The organism is Pseudorhizobium endolithicum (genome assembly GCF_902153245.2).
GTDB lineage: Bacteria > Pseudomonadota > Alphaproteobacteria > Rhizobiales > Rhizobiaceae > Neorhizobium > Neorhizobium endolithicum.
This window is the reverse complement of record NZ_CABFWF030000012.1, coordinates 65,179-82,390: the sequence shown is the minus strand read 5'-3', so window position 1 is coordinate 82,390 and position 17,212 is coordinate 65,179. Positions and strand designations below refer to the sequence as shown.

The 17,212-nt window shown below is 62.7% G+C and carries 17 protein-coding genes; 7 read left to right on the top strand and 10 right to left on the bottom strand.

What is annotated here, in order from left to right; genetic code table 11:
- Position 1 precedes the first annotated feature (1 nt).
- Entirely contained in the window at positions 2–724 is a 723-nt protein-coding gene (locus RTCK_RS10200; RefSeq protein ID WP_142519531.1) for a response regulator transcription factor, read from the top strand.
- A gap of 43 nt (positions 725–767) precedes the next feature.
- Here the strand turns inward: RTCK_RS10200 and RTCK_RS10195 are convergent, their stop codons facing one another.
- The 7 genes from RTCK_RS10195 to RTCK_RS10165 all read right to left on the bottom strand — a co-directional run bounded on the left by RTCK_RS10195 (position 768) and on the right by RTCK_RS10165 (position 7,170).
- Positions 768–2,009, bottom strand: coding sequence for a saccharopine dehydrogenase family protein (locus RTCK_RS10195; protein ID WP_142519530.1), 1,242 nt, complete (start codon positions 2,007–2,009; stop codon positions 768–770).
- Between the two features lie 38 nt (positions 2,010–2,047).
- Positions 2,048–3,094 carry a carboxynorspermidine decarboxylase gene (locus tag RTCK_RS10190; protein WP_142522786.1) on the bottom strand — a complete coding sequence of 349 codons (1,047 nt, stop codon included), beginning with the start codon at positions 3,092–3,094 and terminating at the stop codon, positions 2,048–2,050.
- A gap of 248 nt (positions 3,095–3,342) precedes the next feature.
- Positions 3,343–3,870 carry a DUF992 domain-containing protein gene (locus RTCK_RS10185; protein ID WP_142519529.1) on the bottom strand — a complete coding sequence of 176 codons (528 nt, stop codon included), beginning with the start codon at positions 3,868–3,870 and terminating at the stop codon, positions 3,343–3,345.
- 126 nt (positions 3,871–3,996) lie between these two features.
- Positions 3,997–4,986: a UDP-glucose 4-epimerase GalE gene (gene galE / locus RTCK_RS10180; protein ID WP_142592727.1), complete on the bottom strand. Its 990-nt coding sequence runs from the start codon at positions 4,984–4,986 to the stop codon at positions 3,997–3,999.
- 149 nt (positions 4,987–5,135) lie between these two features.
- Complete coding sequence (locus RTCK_RS10175; RefSeq protein WP_142519527.1) at positions 5,136–5,852, bottom strand: Bax inhibitor-1/YccA family protein; 717 nt, start codon at positions 5,850–5,852, stop codon at positions 5,136–5,138.
- A 15-nt stretch (positions 5,853–5,867) separates the two neighbouring features.
- Positions 5,868–6,635 carry an anti-sigma factor family protein gene (locus RTCK_RS10170; protein ID WP_142592726.1) on the bottom strand — a complete coding sequence of 256 codons (768 nt, stop codon included), beginning with the start codon at positions 6,633–6,635 and terminating at the stop codon, positions 5,868–5,870.
- The gene (locus RTCK_RS10165) at positions 6,622–7,170 is read right to left on the bottom strand and encodes a sigma-70 family RNA polymerase sigma factor (protein ID WP_142592725.1); all 549 of its coding nucleotides are present in this window, start codon (positions 7,168–7,170) and stop codon (positions 6,622–6,624) included. Before RTCK_RS10165 ends, RTCK_RS10170 begins: the two co-directional genes overlap by 14 nt.
- Before the next feature lie 172 nt (positions 7,171–7,342).
- On the opposite strand from RTCK_RS10165, the gene RTCK_RS10160 reads away from it, so the two are divergent.
- Genes RTCK_RS10160 through RTCK_RS10150 form a run of 3 tightly spaced genes read left to right on the top strand, consistent with a single transcriptional unit; the run spans position 7,343 to position 10,233 of the window.
- Positions 7,343–8,335 (top strand): TRAP transporter substrate-binding protein, encoded by a 993-nt coding sequence (locus tag RTCK_RS10160; protein ID WP_142592724.1) that lies wholly within the window; start codon positions 7,343–7,345, stop codon positions 8,333–8,335.
- A gap of 53 nt (positions 8,336–8,388) precedes the next feature.
- The gene (locus tag RTCK_RS10155) at positions 8,389–8,904 is read left to right on the top strand and encodes a TRAP transporter small permease (RefSeq protein WP_211181453.1); all 516 of its coding nucleotides are present in this window, start codon (positions 8,389–8,391) and stop codon (positions 8,902–8,904) included.
- A 45-nt stretch (positions 8,905–8,949) separates the two neighbouring features.
- Positions 8,950–10,233 (top strand): TRAP transporter large permease, encoded by a 1,284-nt coding sequence (locus tag RTCK_RS10150; protein WP_142592723.1) that lies wholly within the window; start codon positions 8,950–8,952, stop codon positions 10,231–10,233.
- Position 10,234: 1 nt separating this feature from the next.
- On the opposite strand, the gene RTCK_RS10145 is transcribed toward RTCK_RS10150, so the two are convergent.
- Both RTCK_RS10145 and RTCK_RS10140 read right to left on the bottom strand, forming a co-directional pair.
- Entirely contained in the window at positions 10,235–10,816 is a 582-nt protein-coding gene (locus RTCK_RS10145; protein WP_142592722.1) for a UbiX family flavin prenyltransferase, read from the bottom strand.
- On the bottom strand, positions 10,813–12,318 hold the full coding sequence (locus tag RTCK_RS10140) for a UbiD family decarboxylase (RefSeq protein WP_142592721.1): 1,506 nt from the start codon (positions 12,316–12,318) through the stop codon (positions 10,813–10,815). Before RTCK_RS10140 ends, RTCK_RS10145 begins: the two co-directional genes overlap by 4 nt.
- Before the next feature lie 99 nt (positions 12,319–12,417).
- On the opposite strand from RTCK_RS10140, the gene ubiT reads away from it, so the two are divergent.
- From ubiT to ubiV, 3 genes are read left to right on the top strand one after another with little or no spacing between them, the layout of a single operon-like run.
- Positions 12,418–12,924 carry a ubiquinone anaerobic biosynthesis accessory factor UbiT gene (ubiT, locus tag RTCK_RS10135; protein ID WP_142519520.1) on the top strand — a complete coding sequence of 169 codons (507 nt, stop codon included), beginning with the start codon at positions 12,418–12,420 and terminating at the stop codon, positions 12,922–12,924.
- The gene (gene ubiU / locus RTCK_RS10130) at positions 12,915–13,892 is read left to right on the top strand and encodes a ubiquinone anaerobic biosynthesis protein UbiU (RefSeq protein WP_142519519.1); all 978 of its coding nucleotides are present in this window, start codon (positions 12,915–12,917) and stop codon (positions 13,890–13,892) included. Before ubiT ends, ubiU begins: the two co-directional genes overlap by 10 nt.
- Before the next feature lie 4 nt (positions 13,893–13,896).
- Positions 13,897–14,832 (top strand): ubiquinone anaerobic biosynthesis protein UbiV, encoded by a 936-nt coding sequence (gene ubiV / locus RTCK_RS10125; protein WP_142592720.1) that lies wholly within the window; start codon positions 13,897–13,899, stop codon positions 14,830–14,832.
- Position 14,833: 1 nt separating this feature from the next.
- On the opposite strand, the gene RTCK_RS10120 is transcribed toward ubiV, so the two are convergent.
- Positions 14,834–17,155: a Wzz/FepE/Etk N-terminal domain-containing protein gene (locus RTCK_RS10120; RefSeq protein WP_142592719.1), complete on the bottom strand. Its 2,322-nt coding sequence runs from the start codon at positions 17,153–17,155 to the stop codon at positions 14,834–14,836.
- Between the last annotated feature and the right edge of the window lie 57 nt (positions 17,156–17,212).

The window sequence follows — 17,212 nt, the reverse complement described above, 5'->3', positions numbered from 1 at the left end:
GATGGAAATCCTCATCGTCGAAGACGACCCCCTGCACCGCTCCTACCTGCACGATGCCGTGCGCGCCGCGCTTCCGGAATGTGACACCGTACTGGAGGCCGAGAACGGCCGTGTCGGCGAAAGCCTCGCCCGCCAGCACCGCTCCGCCCATATCGTCATGGACCTGCAGATGCCGGAGCGCAACGGCATCGAGGCTGCCCGTACGATCTGGAAGGAGCGGCCCGATACCCGCATCCTGTTCTGGTCCAATTATGCGGACGAAGCCTATGTGCGAGGGGTCTCGCGGATCGTGCCGGAAGGGGCGGCCTATGGCTACGTCCTCAAGTCGGCCTCCGACGACCGGTTGCGGCTGGCGCTGCGCAGCATCTTTATGGAGGCGCAATGCGTCATTGACCGCGAAGTGCGTGGCATGCAGCAGAAAAGCCTCGGCCACATCAATGGCTTTACCGATGTCGAGTACGAGATCCTGATCGACATCGCGCTCGGGCTGACGGACCGGATGATCGCCAGGCGCCACAACCTGTCGCTGCGCAGCGTGCAGAACCGCCTGCAGCAGCTCTACGAGAAGCTCAACGTCTATCAGCGCGTGGGCGACGACGGCGAGGAGGGCCGCTACAACCTGCGCAGCCGCGCCGTGGCCGTGGCGCTTCTGCGCAAGCTCATCAATTACAGCGCGCTGGAACGGGCGGAAGCCGAACTCAACGACTGGCTCGGCGCGAAATGAGAAACGCCGCGGTTTCCCGCGGCGTTCCTAAAGAGAGGCTAGATCAGGAGAAGGTGAGCGGCCGCTCGCCCTGCTCGTCCCGGATCCAGGTCGGAAGCCCGATCCGGTTCAGGATGTCGAGGAACGGCTTCGGCGGCAGTTCCTCCACGTTGGCCATCTTCTTCACATCCCATTCCCCAGTCGCCACGAGCATGGCGGCGGCGACCGGCGGCACGCCCGCCGTATAGGAAATGCCCTGGCTGCCGACTTCGTTGTAGGCTTCCTTGTGGTCGGCGACATTATAGATGAACACCGTCCGCTCCTTGCCATCCTTGATGCCCTTCACGAAGTCGCCGATGCAGGTCTTGCCTTCGTAATCGGGCGCGAGCGAAGCCGGATCGGGCAGGCACGCCTTGACGACCTTGAGCGGCACCACTTCCGAACCATCCGCCAGCTTCACCGGCTGCTCCGAAAGAAGGCCGATGTTCTTCAGCACCGTGAACACGTTGATGTAGTGGTCGCCGAAGCCCATCCAGAAACGGACGTCCGCTCCGTCCATGTTCTTTGCCAGCGAGTGGACCTCGTCATGGCCGCAGAGATAGGCGCGGCGCGTACCGACGACCGGCAGGTCGTAGTCCTTGCCGATCTCGAACATCTTGTTGACCTTCCATTCGCCACCCTGCCAAGAATAGACCACGCCGGTGAACTCCCGGAAATTGATCTCCGGGTCGAAGTTCGTGGCGAAGTACTTCCCATGACTGCCGGCGTTGATGTCGACGATATCGACGTCCGTCACCTTGTCGAGGTATTCGTCCTTCGCAAGGCGGGCATAGGCATTGACGACGCCGGGGTCGAAGCCCGCGCCGAGGATGGCGGTGATGCCCTTCTCCTCGCACTCTGCGGCCCGCTTCCATTCATAGTTTCCGTACCACGGCGGCGTTTCGCAGATCTTGTTCGGCTCTTCGTGGATCGCGGTATCGATATAGGCGACGCCCGTATCCATGCAGGCGCGCAGCACCGACATGTTGAGAAAGGCGGTGCCGACATTGATGACGATCTCGGACTTCGTCTTGCGGATCAGATCCTTGGTTGCCTCGATGTCGAGCGCATCCAGCGCATGCGCTTCCAGCACGCCCGGCTGCTTCATCGCCTTCTTCTCGTGGACGGAGGCGATGATGGCGTCGCACTTCGACCTGGTGCGCGATGCGATATGAATATCGCCCAGCACGTCGTTGTTCTGGGCGCACTTGTGCGCCACCACCTGGGCGACGCCGCCGGCGCCGATGATGAGGACGTTCTTCTTCATGATGGGGACCAACTCCTTGTGTCCAATCGTCAGAAGCCTCAGGAGAGGCTTTGTTCGTAGTCCGCGTAGCTGAACTCGCGCACCGATCTGATGCTGCCATCCAGTTCCCGGATGGCGATTGCCGGCATTTTCACGCCGTTGAACCAGTTTTTCTTGACCATCGTATAACCGGCGGCGTCCTGGATGGAGATCCGGTCGCCCACCTTCAACTCGTTCCGGAAATCGAACTCGCCGAAGACGTCGCCCGCCAGGCAAGATTTGCCGCAGACCATGTAACGATGTGGTCCCTGGTCAGGGGAGATCTTCGCGCTTTCACGGTAGATGAGAAGATCCAGCATGTGCGCTTCGATGGACGAATCCACCACGACAAGATCCTTGCCGTTGTAAAGTCTGTCGAGCACCGTCACTTCGAGCGTGGTCGACTTGGTGATCGAGGCCTCGCCCGGTTCCAGGTAGACCTGGACGCCATGGTCACCCGCAAAGCGCTTCAGACGCTCAACGAAGCTGTCGATCGGATAGTCCTCGCCGGTGAAATGGATGCCGCCGCCGAGGCTCACCCACTCCGCCCTTGCCAGCAGGGACCCGAACCTCTCCTCGATCTGACCAAGCATGCGGTCGAAGAGACCGAAATCCTTGTTCTCGCAGTTGTTGTGGATCATGAAGCCGGTGATCATGTCCATGATCGGCTCGACCTTCGAGACGTCCCATTCACCGAGCCGCGAGAAGGGTCGGGCCGGGTCGGCAAGATCGAAGCTGGACGACGACACCCCCGGGTTCAGGCGCAGGCCACGCACGATGCCGGAGGACTGGCTCTCGAAACGCTGCAACTGGCCGATCGAATTGAAGATGATCTTGTCCGCATGGCTGACCACCTCGTCGATCTCGTAGTCGGCATAGGCGACGGAGTAGGCATGCGTTTCCTTGCCAAACCGCTCGTGGCCGAGGCGGACCTCGTTCAAGGACGAGGAGGTCGTGCCGTCCATGTAGTCGCGCATGAAGTCGAACACGGACCAGGTGGCAAAGCATTTCAGCGCGAGCAGCGCCTTTGCACCGGACGCTTCGCGCACATGGGCGATCTTCTCCATGTTGCGGAGCAACTTGGACTTGTCGATCAGATAGTAGGGGGTCTGGATGCCGCTGGCCACGCCGAACCTCAGAGCTTGCTCATAAGAAAGGGGGCGAATACCCCGGATCGGCTGCAGACTCAACCCGAAGAGGACGTTAGTCGCGACGTGGTGCCGGAGAAATGATTCCGGCCGTCACCGGAATCCGAACCAGCCTTGGGAATGGCCCTCCGGATGGCCACTCCCAAGGCTTATAACTGGCCAGCCGGTCAGCCGGCGGGCGTGAGGGTCATGGAGGTCCCCGTCGCGGCGACATTGAGGCCCAGTTGTCCCTGGACGCTGACCGTCTGCAAATGGATGGATCCGGACGTACCGCCGATGAGGATGTTGGCGCCGATGCCGGCGCCCACGGTGGCCTCGGCCGTCGCACCCTGGTAGAGGCCGCCGAGCGATCCCGTGTGGTAGCCTGCCGTAGGCGCGAAGACGGCCCATACCATCCTGCCGCGCGTGGTGAAGCCGAGGTCGATTCCCATCTTGCGGATGGCGCCGGTATAGGCATCCCGGCTCTCGCCGTCCGTGGAGGTGAAGACGCAACTTACCTCCTTGGCCGATCCCAATACGTAGCCGACACCGCCGCCGATATCGCAGGTGAGGTAGCCGATCTTCACACCGTTGCGGGCGTCCATCTCGTAGACAGGCGCCGGATCCTCATAACGCACGGCGTCGGCCGCCAGGGCCGCCGAAGCGCCTGCCGATGCCATGGTCGCAGAAAGAACGGACGCGATAAACTTCTTCATCTGTAGTCTCCTTGTTAAACGCCCCCGCACGCGCCCAGAGGAGCACATGCGATTTTCAGTTGGAGGGAACGATTGTGATGGCAGAATGATCCAAAGGAGGCAGATAACGGATCGTTAACATTTATTTCAGCCGCTGCCATGATTGGTGCGGCTATGCCAGTTCCAGGCCGAGCGGATGATGTCTCCGAGACCGTATTGCGGCTGCCAGCCCAGTACCTCGCGCGCCTTGTCGTTGTTGGCAACGAGGGAGGTGGAGTCGCCGTCTCGCCGTCCGACATATTCGACCGAAAACGGCCGTCCGGACACTTCGGAAATGGCACCGACCAGTTCCTTCACCGTGGTGCCTGTTCCGGTTCCCAGATTCAGTTCGACCGTTTCGCCACCTCCGAGGAGGTAGTCGACCGCACGAACATGGGCATCTGCGAGGTCGAGGACATGGATGTAGTCGCGGACACAGGTGCCGTCCCGCGTGTCATAGTCGTTGCCGAACACCTTGAAACCGTCCCGACGACCGAGAGCCGCCTCGATGGCAAGCGGGACGGCATGCGTTTCCGGCGTATGCCATTCCCCGATCCGCCCCTGCGGATCGGCCCCGGCCGCATTGAAGTAGCGCAGCATGACCGAACGCAGCCCCTTGTAGCGATCATAGTCCTTCAGCGCCTGCTCGATGATCCACTTGGTGCGCCCGTAGGGGTTGATCGGCGCCTGCCGGTGGGTTTCATCCATCGGCACCCGCTCAGGCAGGCCATAGGTGGCGCAGGTGGATGAGAACACGAAGGCATCCAAGCCTGCGGAAAGCGCGGCGCCGAGCAGCGTGAGAGCGCCGGTGACGTTGTTGTCGTAGAAGGCAGCCGGATCCCTGACGGATTCGCCGACCTCGATCAGCGCAGCGAAATGCAGGACGGCGTCGGGCCGATGCTTTGCGAAAACCTCGTCGAGCCGCTGCCGGTCGCGGATGTCCCCTTCCTCCAGCGGCCCCCATCGCACGAACTCCGCATGGCCATTCGAGAGATTGTCGAAGACGATCGGCTGATAGCCGCGCTCCGCGAGCACGAGGCATGTATGCGAGCCGATATAGCCGGCTCCGCCAACCACCAGCACCTTTTTCTGCGTCATCCAGGCTCCCTCTCGGACAGGTTCGAACAGCCGCACTATAGACCGGGTGGAGACGATGGAAATAAGGCAGAGGTCGGATCGTTACCGGCTGCTGAACGCAAAGACGGCGCGGGAGCGCCGCGCCGTCTTCAATCTCTTCTCCGGATCGATCAGCCTTCGCGTTCGCCTGTGAAGTTGAGCAGCAGCTGGAAGATGTTGACGAAGTTCAGGTAGAGCGACAGCGCACCGAAGACGGCGATCTTCTGCTGCGCTTCCTGGTCGAAGTTCTCCGCATACTGTTCCTTGATGTTCTGCGTGTCCCAGGCCGTCAGGCCGACGAACACGACGATCCCGATCACCGAGATGGCGAACTGCAGCGCGCTCGACCCGAGAAAGATATTCACGACGGATGCGATGACGACGCCGATCAGGCCCATGATCAGGAAGGAGCCGAACTTCGACAGGTCACGCTTGGTGACGTAACCGTAGAGGCTCGTGGCGCCGAACATCGTGGCGGCGATGAAGAAGGTGCGGGCGATGCTCGCGCCGGTGAAGACGAGGAAGACCGAGGCGAGCGACAGGCCCATGACGGCGCAGAAAGCCCAGAAGGTCATCTGCGCGGTCGATGCCGACATCGTCTGGATGCGGAACGAGAAGAAGAAGACGAAGGCGAGCGGCGCCAGCATTACCACCCACTTGAGCGGCGACTGGAAGATCGGCACGTAGAGCGCCGGGGTGTTGCCGACGATGAAGGCGACGATGCCGGTGACAACGAGCCCGAGGCCCATGTAGTTGTAGACGCGCAGCATGTGCTGGCGCAGCCCCTCGTCGAACAGGGCCTGCGACTGTGCCGCCTGATAGCCGAAGCGGGGCGGGATGGTGTTCATGCGTTTCTCCTCAGGTTAGTAAAGTTTTTTGGCAAGCTGTTCCGCCTGCCGTTGAATATCGGAATCGCCGTCGTTCGCGACGAGCGCATAGGCGACCTCTCCCGCTTGCCAGTAGGATGCCTCCGTTCCGTCGATGCGAGCGACCGTGACCGGCTGCACGGAGAAGCGGCCCGGCCTGACGGCAAAAAGCGACAGCCGGCTTTGATCGTCACGGAGTATGGCCATCTCGACGCTCGGCCCGAAGGCGGACGGAAAGATCTGCATGTCCGTGACGTCCCAATCCTGCGGAAGCTCCGGCATCACGATGCCAGTCGCCGCCCGAACCTCCGCGGGATCGAATCCCGATATTGCACGCCGGGAAATCTGCTCCCGCAGCATCGCCGTACTGTGGGCGCGGACGGCCTCCTCGACGAAGGCGGGTACAGGCACCGATGCCACCACCTGGCGCGGCGAAAAGGGCTCAAGATAGGCATTGGCCGTCCAGCCCAGGCTGACCAGTGCCACGGCAGCCGCCATTCGCTGTATCGCCCTGAAGAGCCGCCGGTTGGAAAGGGCACCCTGGAGGCGGCGCGCGGCCTCGCGGGTTTCGGCTCGGCCGTGGACGTCGTTGCGCGCAAGCGCCAGCCGCAGCTCTCCCCTCACGCGGAGATCGGCCATGACGCGGGCGGCAGCCTCGGGATGCTCGGAAAGGTACGCCTCGACCTCGATCCGCCTGCCGACATCAAGCTGGTCGTCGATATAGGCATCAAGATCTCCGGCAACGATCGGATCAGTCATTTTCATCTTTACCGCCTCCGATGACCTTGAGATGGGAGTTCCGCCGCAGGTCTGCAGAATCCTGCTCGAGAGCCCGCAGTTTTTCTCTCGCACGCGAAACTCGTGACATCAGCGTTCCGATGGGTATGCCAAGCGCCTCGGCCGCCTCCTGGTAGGACAGTCCTTCGATCGCCACGAGATGAAGCGCATCCCGTTGCTCATCCGGCAGACGAAAAAAGGCCCCCCGCAGCTGCCGGAGCCGCACCGTATGCTCCGGATTGGAGGAATCATCGGCCTGCGCAAGATCGGCCGCCGCAGCCGCTTTCCGGCGCTGCGACCGGGATTGCCGAAGCCGGTCTATGTAGGTGTTGTGGACGATCGACAGCAGCCAGTTCCTCAGGTTCCCGCCCGTCCGGAACGTCTGTTTCTTCTCGTAAGCCCGGACCAGCGCGTCATGAACGAGATCCTCCGCCTCGTCGCCGTCGCGTGCGAGCGAGCGAGCGTAGCGCCGGAGCGCGGCCAACTGGCCTATGACGTCGAAGGGGTCTCTGCCTGAGTTCATGCCCTGATATACGTCTTGCGGCGCCTTCCTATTCCACGCAGACTGCAAAATATTTCTGCAGCGGCCGATCAAGCGTACTCCTCTGGTTGTCCGACAGCTTGACCCTGCTACGGTTTTCGCGGATGGACGACGAAAACCTTGCACGTGCAGTCTGAAGAAGGAGGAAACATTCATGAACATACTCATCGGGCGCTTTGCCGCCCTCGGTTTGGCTGCATCCACTCTTTGGACCGGCGGCGCTCTTGCCCAGAGTACCGAAGTAAAGATCGCTTACGCCCTGGCGCGGGAATCGCATTACGGCGCAGCCGCCGACGGCTGGGACAAATATGTCACCGAGACCAGCGGCGGCCGGTTCACCTTCACGCACTTCCCCTCCTCCGCTCAGGGCGGCGAGCGCGAGGTCATCGAGGGCCTGCAGCTCGGCACCGGCGTCCAGGCCGTCGTCGTTTCCTCGGGCGCACTGTCGAACTTCGTGCCGGAGATCGGCGTGACGGACATTCCCTTCCTGTTCCGCGATCTCGGTCACGCGCGTGCCGTGCTCGACGGTCCGATCGGCCAGGACATCCTCTCGAAGTTCACCGACCGGCAGTTGATTGCGCTCGCCTGGGGCGAGCAGGGCTTCCGCCACATTACCAATAACCGCCAGCCCATCGAGAAGCCCGAGGATCTTGCCGGCCTGAAGATCCGGACCATGGAAAATCCCGTCCACATCACCGCCTTCGAGACGGCTGGTGCCGCCCCCACGCCGATGTCGTGGCCGGAGGTCATTCCCGCTCTGCAGCAGGGCGCCATCGACGGACAGGAAAACCCCCTGTCGGTCATCGTGTCAGCCAAGCTCTGGGAAGTGCAGAAGTACCTGACGGTTTCGGGACACGTCTATTCCCCCGCCATGCTGATCGTCTCGCCTACCTTCTGGGACAGCCTGTCGGAAGAGGACAAGAAGATCTTCGCTGACGGAGCGCTCAAGGGCAAGGAAGCCATGCGCGCCTTCGTCGACAACTCCGAGAAGAACGGCGTGGAAACCGCCAAGCAGGCGGGGATGCAGGTGAACGTGCTAAGCGACGAGCAGAAGGCGCAGTTCCAGAAGGCGATCCAGGCCGCGTACGACCAGTACTACGAGACCTTCTCCAAGGACCTGATCGACCAGATCATCGCCACGAAATGATCTTCGAGGGGCCTCGCAGGATTGCGGGGCTCCTTCCGACGGGAGACCGGAAAATGCTGATACGCAAGGCGGAAATGATCTTCGTCGAGGCCAATCGCTGGGCGATGATCGGGATTCTGTCGGCCATGGCGGTTCTCGTATTCCTGAACGTGTGCCTCCGTTACTTCACCAACCACTCCATCACCTGGTCGGACGAGGTATCGCGTCATCTGATGATCTGGCTGACCTTCATCGGCGCAGGCCTGACGCTCCGCCACGGAGGTCTTGTCGCGATCGACAATCTGCAGGCCACGCTGGGCGGGCGATCGGCGCGCGCGCTCCGCGCTCTGGTGGCCCTCATCATGATCGCCTTCTTCCTGACGATGATCTGGGCCGGAAAGATCTATGTGGAACGGACGATGTTCCAGACGACGCCGTCGACCAGGATCCCCTTCGGCTACATCTACCTCGCCATGCCCATCGGTTTCGGGCTGCTTATCGCCCACCTTCTGCTGGTCCTTAGAACCTACCTTCTCGGCGGAATGGGCGCTCTCCAGCAAGGGGAAGACGTTCCGCCGGTTGCGGGTTGACGTCGCACCCTCCCCATCACGCCCAGCCGAAGACGCCGGAACACCATGATCATCATCCTCTTCGCCTCGTTCTTCATCCTGCTGGCCCTCGGCGTGCCGGTCGCCTTCACGCTGGCCATTGCCACCTGGCTCGCCGTCGTGCTCGGCAGCAACTATCCGCAGATCGTGGTGATCAAGGAGATGTTCACCGGCGTGGACAGTTTCCCGCTCCTGGCCGTACCCTTCTTCATTCTCGCGGCTGAACTGATGACCGGCGGCGCGCTGACCCATCATCTCCTGCGACTGGCCTCCCAGTTCGTCGGCAGGGCCCGCGGCGGCCTGGGCTATGCGAGCATCATCTCCACAACGCTGTTTGCCGGAATCTCGGGTTCGGCTCTCGCCGCTGCCGCCGGGCCTGGCGCGATGTCGAGCCGCATGATGGAAAAGAGCGGCTACGACAAGCGGTATGCCTCCGCTCTCGCGGCGGCGGTCGCGGTCGTCGATCCCATCATCCCGCCCTCCATCACCATGATCATCTATGCGCTGCAGGACCAGCGGGTCTCCGTGGGCGGCCTATTCCTGGCAGGCGTCGTTCCGGGCCTGGTCATTTCGGCGGCGATGTGCGTCGTGAACTTCTACATCTCCCGCAAGCGCAACTATCGCTCCATGGACATCCGGCCGAGCGTGAAGGAGATGGCGGCGAACACGCTCTATGCCGTCCCTGCCCTGGCCCTCATCGTCATCGTCGTCGGCGGCATCCGCCTCGGCTGGTTCACGCCCACCGAAGCCTCCGTGATCGCGGTCTTCTACGCACTCTTCTGCGGCATGTTCATCTACCGGTCCCTGAAGGTGAAGGACCTGCCCGAGATCATCTTCCGCTCTGCAATGGTTACCGTGGGGATCCTGCTGATCCTCGCTTCCGCCCGTGCGTTCGCCTGGGTGCTGATCATCGAGGGCGTTCCGCAGTTCCTTGCCGACACGATCATCGGCTGGGACCTCAGCCCGATCGTTTTCCTGCTGGCCGTCAACATACTTCTGTTGTTGTTCGGGATGTTCATGGACCCGCTGCCGGGCGTCATGATCCTGGTGCCGATCCTCGCCCCCATCTCCTTCCAGCTTGGTATCGACCCGATCCAGTTCGCGATGATCGTGATCCTGAACCTCACGGTGGGTTTGATCACGCCGCCCGTTGGCGCGCTGCTCTTCGTGGTGTCGTCCGTCGTCAAGATCAGGGTCAGCGAAATCACCCGCGAGATATCGCCCTTCCTCATCGCCTATCTCGTGGTCCTGCTTCTCGTGACCTTCATTCCCGCCCTTTCCACCTGGCTGCCGCGGATCGCCGGCTTCTAGTCTAGCCGCGGTCCGGGTCCCATTCCCGCGTTCGGGAAACGATCGGCAGTTGCAACTGGTCTACGGCGCGGGCGGCAAGGTGATCGACGATGTCCTCCACCGTCTTCGGCCGATGATAGAAGGCCGGCACCGGCGGCATGATGATGCCGCCCATTTCCGTGACGGCGCACATGTTACGCAGATGGCCGAGATGCAGCGGAGTCTCCCGCGCCAGCAGAACGAGCTTCCTGCGCTCCTTCAGGTGCACGTCGGCCGCTCTCAGAAGCAGATTGTCCGACGTGCCGGCAGAGACCGCGGCGAGGGTGCGCATGGAACAGGGCGCGATGATCATTCCCTCCGTGCGGAAAGAGCCGCTGGCGATCGCCGCACCGATATCGTCGGGCCGGTAGATGCGATGCGCAACTTGCCTGACCTGCTCCATTCCATCGGCACCGACCTCGTGGGCGAGCGTCCGCTCGGCCGAGGGCGAGACCACGACATGGGTTTCCACCGAGCCCGTCTCCGCCAGCAGCCGCATGATCCTGAGTGGTATCAGAGCGCCGGACGCTCCCGAGATACCGATGACGACCCTGAAGCTGCTCATGGCCGCTGCTCCAGCCCGAGATCCGCCCAGAGGGCATCCATCTTGGAGACGATTTCCGGCGGCATGGACAGAACCCTCCCCCACTCCCGATCCGTTTCCGGAGGAAGCTTGGTGGTCGCATCGAGACCGAGTTTCCCCCCGAGCCCCGGCTGGGGTGACGCGAAGTCGAGATAATCGATCGGGGTGTCGCGGATCACCAGAAGATCGCGGCTCGCGTCGAACCGCGTCGACAGGGCCCAGATCACATCGCTCCAGCTCCGCACGTTGATGTCCGGATCCACCGCGATGATCAGCTTGGTGTAGCTGAACTGCGGCAGCATCGACCAGAGTCCCATCATGATCCGCCGGGCTTGTCCGGGGTATCGCTTGTCGATAGAGACGACCATCGCCCTGTAGGAACAGGCCTCCGGCGGCATCCACAGGTCGACGATCTCCGGGAACTGCCGCTTTGCGAGCGGCAGGAAGAGTTCCATCATCGCCTCCCCCAACACGGAAGGCTCGTCAGGCGGCCGGCCGGTGAAGGTCGAGAGATAGAGCGGATCCCGCCGGCTGGTGATGGCTGACAGCGTCATGACGGGGAACGGCTCCACCGAGTTGTAATAGCCGGTATGGTCTCCATAGGGGCCTTCATCTGCCGTATCCGTGGCGGAGACCCGGCCTTCCAGAACGATCTCCGCGCTCGCCGGAACGGAGATCGGCACCGTGAGGGCCGAGGCGCTGCGGGTGCGCTGCCCGCGAAGGACGCCCGAGAACGCGATCTCGCTCATTCCCTCCGGCAGTGGCATGACGGCAGCAAGAAGCATGGCCGGATCGGCGCCGATGACGACCGCCACCGGCATGTCCTCCCCGCGCCGCTGCCACATGCGGTGGTGACGGGCGCCGCCGCGATGGGCGAGCCAGCGCATGATGAGCCGGTCCTTTCCCAGCACCTGCATACGATAGACGCCGACATTGACGTCCGACGGATCATCGGGGCTGCGCGTAATCACCAGGGGCCAGGTCACCAAAGGTGCAGGCTCGCCGGGCCAGCACCACTGGATCGGCAGCCGCGAAAGATCGATGTCCTCCCCCCGCCAAACGACTTCCTGCGCCGGGATCTCAGCAACCTGTTTCGTCCGCATCGAAAGCGCCGCGGTGAGGAGGGGCACCTTCGCCATCACGTCCCGGAAGGATTTCGGTGGCTCCGGATGACGCAGCGCAGCGAGGGTCTCAGCAAGGTGGCCGATACCGCCGCTCTCCAACCCGAACCCCCATTCTATCCGCTCCTGGGTACCGAACAGGTTGGTCAGCAGAGGGACGTCCGATACGCGGCCGCAAGCGTCCACGGGCTTCTCGAACAGAAGAGCCGGCCCGCCGGCCAGCAGCACGCGCCGGTGAATCTCGGTCACCTCGTGCACGAGACTGACCGGCCGGGCGATGCGCTTCAACCGCCCGCGTCGTTCGAGTTCCTCCGCGAAATGGCGGAGCGATGCGTATCGGCGGGGCGTAGGGTGCATATCCATGCGCCGTCTGTCGCGAGCAAAAACGAAGATGTCTTTGCTCTAGCTCAAGTACCTTTGACGAATCGTGGCTAGGTTCGGATGCCTCCAAGGATACGTCACATGAAAATTCCCCCAATGGTCTCCGCGCCTCTGCACTTCGTACCGATCCCCCTGATCGAACGCGTGACGCGGATCGTCTTCAGCAAGGTCCTTTCGGAACATCCCGATCTTTTCGCGCGATTGGGAACTTATCGGGAAAAGCGGTTCGCCTTTCGTCCGACCGACCTGCCTGTTGCCTTCGTCGTCGACCCCTCGCGGCCTTCCCTCTCCGTCCTGAGAAAATCGGACGACGCGAAGGCGGACTGTACCGTGGAAGCAAAGATCGTTCACCTTCTCTCCCTCCTGGAAGGTCGGTGCGACGCCGATGCCCTGTTCTTTGCTCGTGAGATCACGGTGACGGGGGACATGGAGGCGATGCTCGCCCTGCGCAATGCCCTGGACGACAGCCTGATCGACCTGCCGACGGAACTCGGCAAGCTCGCCGGGCCATTCGCTTCACTCGTAAGCAAGGCGGCCGCCGGCGTTCGCGGCAGGGTTCTTCCCCAGGAGCAGCATCGATGGAACTGATTTGTCCCGCAGGAACACCGGCCGCCTTCCGGGAAGCCGTGGACGCCGGCGCAGATGCGGTCTACTGCGGCTTCAACGACGAGACCAACGCACGCAATTTTCCGGGGCTGAACTTCAGCCGAGAGGAACTGAGGAACTCCATAGCCTATGCCCGGCAGAAGGGCGTGCAGACGCTGGTGGCGCTCAACACCTTCATGCGGGCGGGGAGCGAGGCACTCTGGTATCAACGGGCCGCCGATGCGGTCGCCCTCGGCGTCGACGCCCTGATCGTCGCCGACTTCGGCTTGATGGCCCATGTTGCGGAAACCTACCCGGAGCAGCGCTTGCATGCCTCGGTACAGGCGTCGGCCTCGAATGTGGAGGCGATCCGTTTCCTCGTCACCGCCTTCGGCGTGAAGCGGGTGGTATTGCCCCGCACGCTGACCATTCCGGACATCGCGCGCATCGCGCGCAAGATCGACTGTGAGATCGAGGTCTTCGTCTTCGGCGGGTTGTGCGTGATGGCGGAGGGACGCTGTTCTCTGTCCTCCTATGCCACGGGCAAGTCGCCGAACATGAACGGCGTCTGTTCGCCGGCAACGCATGTGCGATACCGGCAGGATGGGGGCGAACTGGTTTCCGAGCTGGGTGACTATACGATCAATCGTTTCCCTCCCGGAGAGGCGGCAGGATATCCAACTCTGTGCAAGGGGCGCTTCGAAGTCGGCGACAGCCACGGCTACGCATTCGAGGACCCCGTCTCCCTCGACATCATGGATCATATCGACGCTCTGCGCGAAGCCGGCGTAAGTGCGCTCAAGGTGGAAGGCCGCCAGCGCGGCAAGGCCTATGTCGCCGAAGTCGTGTCCACCTTGAGGCGATCGCTGACGGCGCAGGGAGCGGAGCGGCAAGCGCTTCTGAGCAAGCTGCGCCACCTGAGCGAGGGGCAGAAGACGACCTCGGGCGCCTATGAAAAACGATGGAGATAGGCGCATGCCGCAAACTACCGCAACCCTGACGCTCGGCCCCGTCCTCTATCTCTGGGACGGGCCGAAGTGGCGTGACTTCTACTTCCGGATCGCAGATGAGGCCGATGTGAGTCGGGTGGTGATCGGCGAGACCGTCTGCTCGAAGCGACTGCATTTCACGGAACCCCATATCGCGGAGGTGGTCGAGCGGCTTACGGCCGCTGGAAAGGAAGTCGTCTTTTCGACGCTCGCCATGGTGACGCTGGAGCGGGAAACCCAGCATGTGCGCAATCTGATCGCGAACGCGGCGGACCTGGTGGAGGCCAGCGACCTTTCCGCACTGGGGCTCCTGAACGGGAAGCCTCACGTGATCGGACCGCTCATCAATGTCTACAACGCGGCAACCGCACGCCTCCTCGCCGCGCGGGGAGCAAGAACGATCTGCCTGCCTCCGGAACTTCCGATGGATTCTATCTCCGCGATCGCGGCAGGGGCGCCGGACGTGGACTACGAGATCTTCGCTTTCGGCCGGATGCCGCTGGCCATCTCGGCGCGATGCGCCCATGCCAGATCCAAGGGACATATCAAGGACAACTGCCAGTTCGTGTGCGCCGACGAACCGGACGGCCTCCCGGTCCGCACCCTCGACCGGCAGTCCTTCCTGGTGCTGAACGGTGTCCAGACCGTCTCCCACACCTGCCAGATGGTGGCCGCCGAGATGCGCGCCTTGCGGGAAGCCGGCATCTCTCGTTTCCGGCTGTCGCCGCAGGATTGCGACATGGTCGGGATCGCCGCCGTGTTCAACGACCTCCTGCAGGATCGTGTCGGTGTGGAGGAGGCCATCGCTCGGGTCGAAACCATCTATCCCGGCGCTCCCCTGTCGAACGGCTTCCTCCATGCACGCGAGGGTGCGGCCTGGGTTTCGCGGGCGCGCAATGTGGCGGCTCAGTCGGCGCTGTAGGTCAGCTCTGGTAGTAGGCCATATACTGCTCGCGAAACTGCTCCGGCGCTCCCGGATCGGCATATCGCGACAGTTGCGACATCTCCGTGTCGTTCAGCACCAGGCCGATCGTCTTGGCGGCGATTTCCGGCTCGGCCCACAGCACGTTCTGCACGGTCTTTACCGGCGTGACGCCCCATTTCGCCACGAAGATGAACCCATCGACGTAAGGCTCGAAGGCCTTCGCATCGATGACCGGCACGAGCGGCGCCAGATCCACCACGATGACATCGAAAGTTTCCCGGACGCTGTCGAGGAACTGCGCCATGCCCGAGGAAGACAGGAGCTCGCTCGTATGGGCGACCTTCTTTCCCCGGCTTGCGATCGGCATGATCGCGAGCTTCGATCGGCGGTCGACCCGAACTGCCTTCGTCCAATCCGTCTCCTGCAAAGCCACTTCCACAAGCCCGCTCTCGGGTTCGGTCGCCAGCATCTTCGTCAGGCCGGGATTACGAAGATCCGCATCGATGACGAGCGTGCGCAGCCCGCTCGATGCAAGCAGGCCTGCGAAATTGGCCGAGACGGTGGATTTACCCTCGCCGGGAAGGCAGGAGACCACGCCGATGACACGGCACTTCCTGCCTTGCAGCACGACATCGCAGGCCAGCCGCGTGTTGCGGAGGGTTTCCGCGAAGTAGGAGCGCGGCGAATCGACTGCAATACGCATCATCTGCCGGAAGTCTGCCGGCTCTCCCTCGCCGGAAGGCGACTGCTTCACATCGGCATCGGCAGGGGCCGCCGCAGCAACCGGACCGCTCTTTGACGTGCCGACATGCGGAAGATAGCCGAGGAAGCGCAAACCCAGCTTCTCCTGGACGTCCTCGCCGGTGCGGAAGAAGCGCTCGCGGAACTCCAGCAGGGCGGCGGCCGCACCACCAGCCAGCAGTCCGATCACCACCGAGAGCGCCATGGTCAGCGTCTTTCTCGGGCTGGATGGCGCGGTCGGCACGCCCGCCTCCGAAATCACCCGCGCCTTTGCGATCGGAAAGGATTGCTGTTGAGATGCCTGCTCGAAGCGGGCGAGATAGGACTGGTACAGCGTCTTCAGGGCAGCCGCCTTCTGCTCCAGTTCGGCAAGCTGCACCATGGAGACATTGGCTTCGGAATTGTTTCCCGCCACCTTTTCTATGCTCTCGCGAAGAGATTTCTCGCGTGAACTGGCGACCTCGTATTCGTTCCGGAAGCTTCCGGTCAGTTGTTGAAGCTCGGCGAAGATCTGCCGGGACAGATCCTCCTTCTCCGTCTTCAGGGCCAGGGCCTGTGGATGGTCGGCGCCGTACTGCTGGACGATAGCCCGCTCGCGATCATCGATCGCTGTGTACCGCTTCCGCAGATCCTGCAGGATCGAATTATCCGTATCTCTCGACGAAACGACGGCATTCTTCACGGCTGCGTCCGGTCCCTGATCCAGGATCGCCTTGTACTGCTCGTAGCGTGCGGAGGCTGTGGCGGCATCGGCCTGTGCCACGATCAGCTGACTGTTGAGGTCTGCCAGTTGCTGCGTCGAGAGCAGTTCGCCACGCGGCGATACCAGTCCGTGTTCGATCTTGTACTGCTCGACCGCCAGGGCGGCCTGCTGCGAACGCGCATTGAGATCCGTCAGTCGCTCCTGCAGCCAGACGGAGGCACGCTCCGTCGCGTCGAAGTTGGCATTGAGCTGTTCTTCCAGATAGGCATTCGCATAGGTCTTGGCGATTTTTGCCGAGAGCAGCGGATCCGGAGAGCGAATGGCAAGGGCGATGACGGAACTGCGCCCCACCCGCTCCACGGTCAGCGACTGCTGCAGGACCGCCGCAGCCTTCTCCCGGCGCCCCGCCCGGGCAGCTTCCTCGCTCGCGGGCGGCCCTCCGGGCAGGAAGGCGGAAATAACGCTGCGAACCGCGCCCTTGGCCAGATCACCAGGTGATTTCGGCGGATCGACGATGAGGTCGTTCTGCGCGAGCTCGGCCTCGTCCACCACCCTCAGCGCCAGCGTCTTCGACTTCAGGATCTCCACCGCGCTCGACATGCGGTTGTCGATCTGCTGGGCCGTCTGGACGTTTTCCTCCTCCTCCGCAAAGCGGGAGAGGTTCTCGTCTATGAGGATCTGCGTCATCGCCGTGTAGATCGGCTGCGCCATGAACAGATAGAGCCCGGCGACGACGATCGCGGCCATCACGCAGGCGATGATGATCCCCAGCCGGCGGAGAACCGCGCTCCACAGCTTGTCCAGATCGATGAAGCTGTCGCTCTCGGGGCCCTGGTTGTGAAAACCCGGCTTCGGTCGAAAGTTTAGCTGGTCCATGGTCATATCGCCTCGGCTATGGGTGGGGAGGCACCGCGGCGGCGCCTCCCGCATATC

What these genes read in the sequence shown, in the direction of transcription:
- RTCK_RS10185 (WP_142519529.1), bottom strand. Translation starts at nt 3,870, where the DNA reads ATGAAGAAGTTTATCGCGTCCGTTCTTTCTGCGACCATGGCATCGGCA.
- RTCK_RS10165 (WP_142592725.1), bottom strand. Translation starts at nt 7,170, where the DNA reads ATGAACTCAGGCAGAGACCCCTTCGACGTCATAGGCCAGTTGGCCGCG.
- ubiU (WP_142519519.1), top strand. Translation starts at nt 12,915, where the DNA reads ATGGAACTGATTTGTCCCGCAGGAACACCGGCCGCCTTCCGGGAAGCC.
- RTCK_RS10145 (WP_142592722.1), bottom strand. Translation starts at nt 10,816, where the DNA reads ATGAGCAGCTTCAGGGTCGTCATCGGTATCTCGGGAGCGTCCGGCGCT.
- ubiT (WP_142519520.1), top strand. Translation starts at nt 12,418, where the DNA reads ATGAAAATTCCCCCAATGGTCTCCGCGCCTCTGCACTTCGTACCGATC.
- RTCK_RS10150 (WP_142592723.1), top strand. Translation starts at nt 8,950, where the DNA reads ATGATCATCATCCTCTTCGCCTCGTTCTTCATCCTGCTGGCCCTCGGC.
- RTCK_RS10170 (WP_142592726.1), bottom strand. Translation starts at nt 6,635, where the DNA reads ATGAAAATGACTGATCCGATCGTTGCCGGAGATCTTGATGCCTATATC.
- RTCK_RS10195 (WP_142519530.1), bottom strand. Translation starts at nt 2,009, where the DNA reads ATGAAGAAGAACGTCCTCATCATCGGCGCCGGCGGCGTCGCCCAGGTG.
- RTCK_RS10120 (WP_142592719.1), bottom strand. Translation starts at nt 17,155, where the DNA reads ATGGACCAGCTAAACTTTCGACCGAAGCCGGGTTTTCACAACCAGGGC.
- galE (WP_142592727.1), bottom strand. Translation starts at nt 4,986, where the DNA reads ATGACGCAGAAAAAGGTGCTGGTGGTTGGCGGAGCCGGCTATATCGGC.
- ubiV (WP_142592720.1), top strand. Translation starts at nt 13,897, where the DNA reads ATGCCGCAAACTACCGCAACCCTGACGCTCGGCCCCGTCCTCTATCTC.
- RTCK_RS10190 (WP_142522786.1), bottom strand. Translation starts at nt 3,094, where the DNA reads ATGGAGAAGATCGCCCATGTGCGCGAAGCGTCCGGTGCAAAGGCGCTG.
- RTCK_RS10160 (WP_142592724.1), top strand. Translation starts at nt 7,343, where the DNA reads ATGAACATACTCATCGGGCGCTTTGCCGCCCTCGGTTTGGCTGCATCC.
- RTCK_RS10140 (WP_142592721.1), bottom strand. Translation starts at nt 12,318, where the DNA reads ATGGATATGCACCCTACGCCCCGCCGATACGCATCGCTCCGCCATTTC.
- RTCK_RS10155 (WP_211181453.1), top strand. Translation starts at nt 8,389, where the DNA reads ATGCTGATACGCAAGGCGGAAATGATCTTCGTCGAGGCCAATCGCTGG.
- RTCK_RS10175 (WP_142519527.1), bottom strand. Translation starts at nt 5,852, where the DNA reads ATGAACACCATCCCGCCCCGCTTCGGCTATCAGGCGGCACAGTCGCAG.
- RTCK_RS10200 (WP_142519531.1), top strand. Translation starts at nt 2, where the DNA reads ATGGAAATCCTCATCGTCGAAGACGACCCCCTGCACCGCTCCTACCTG.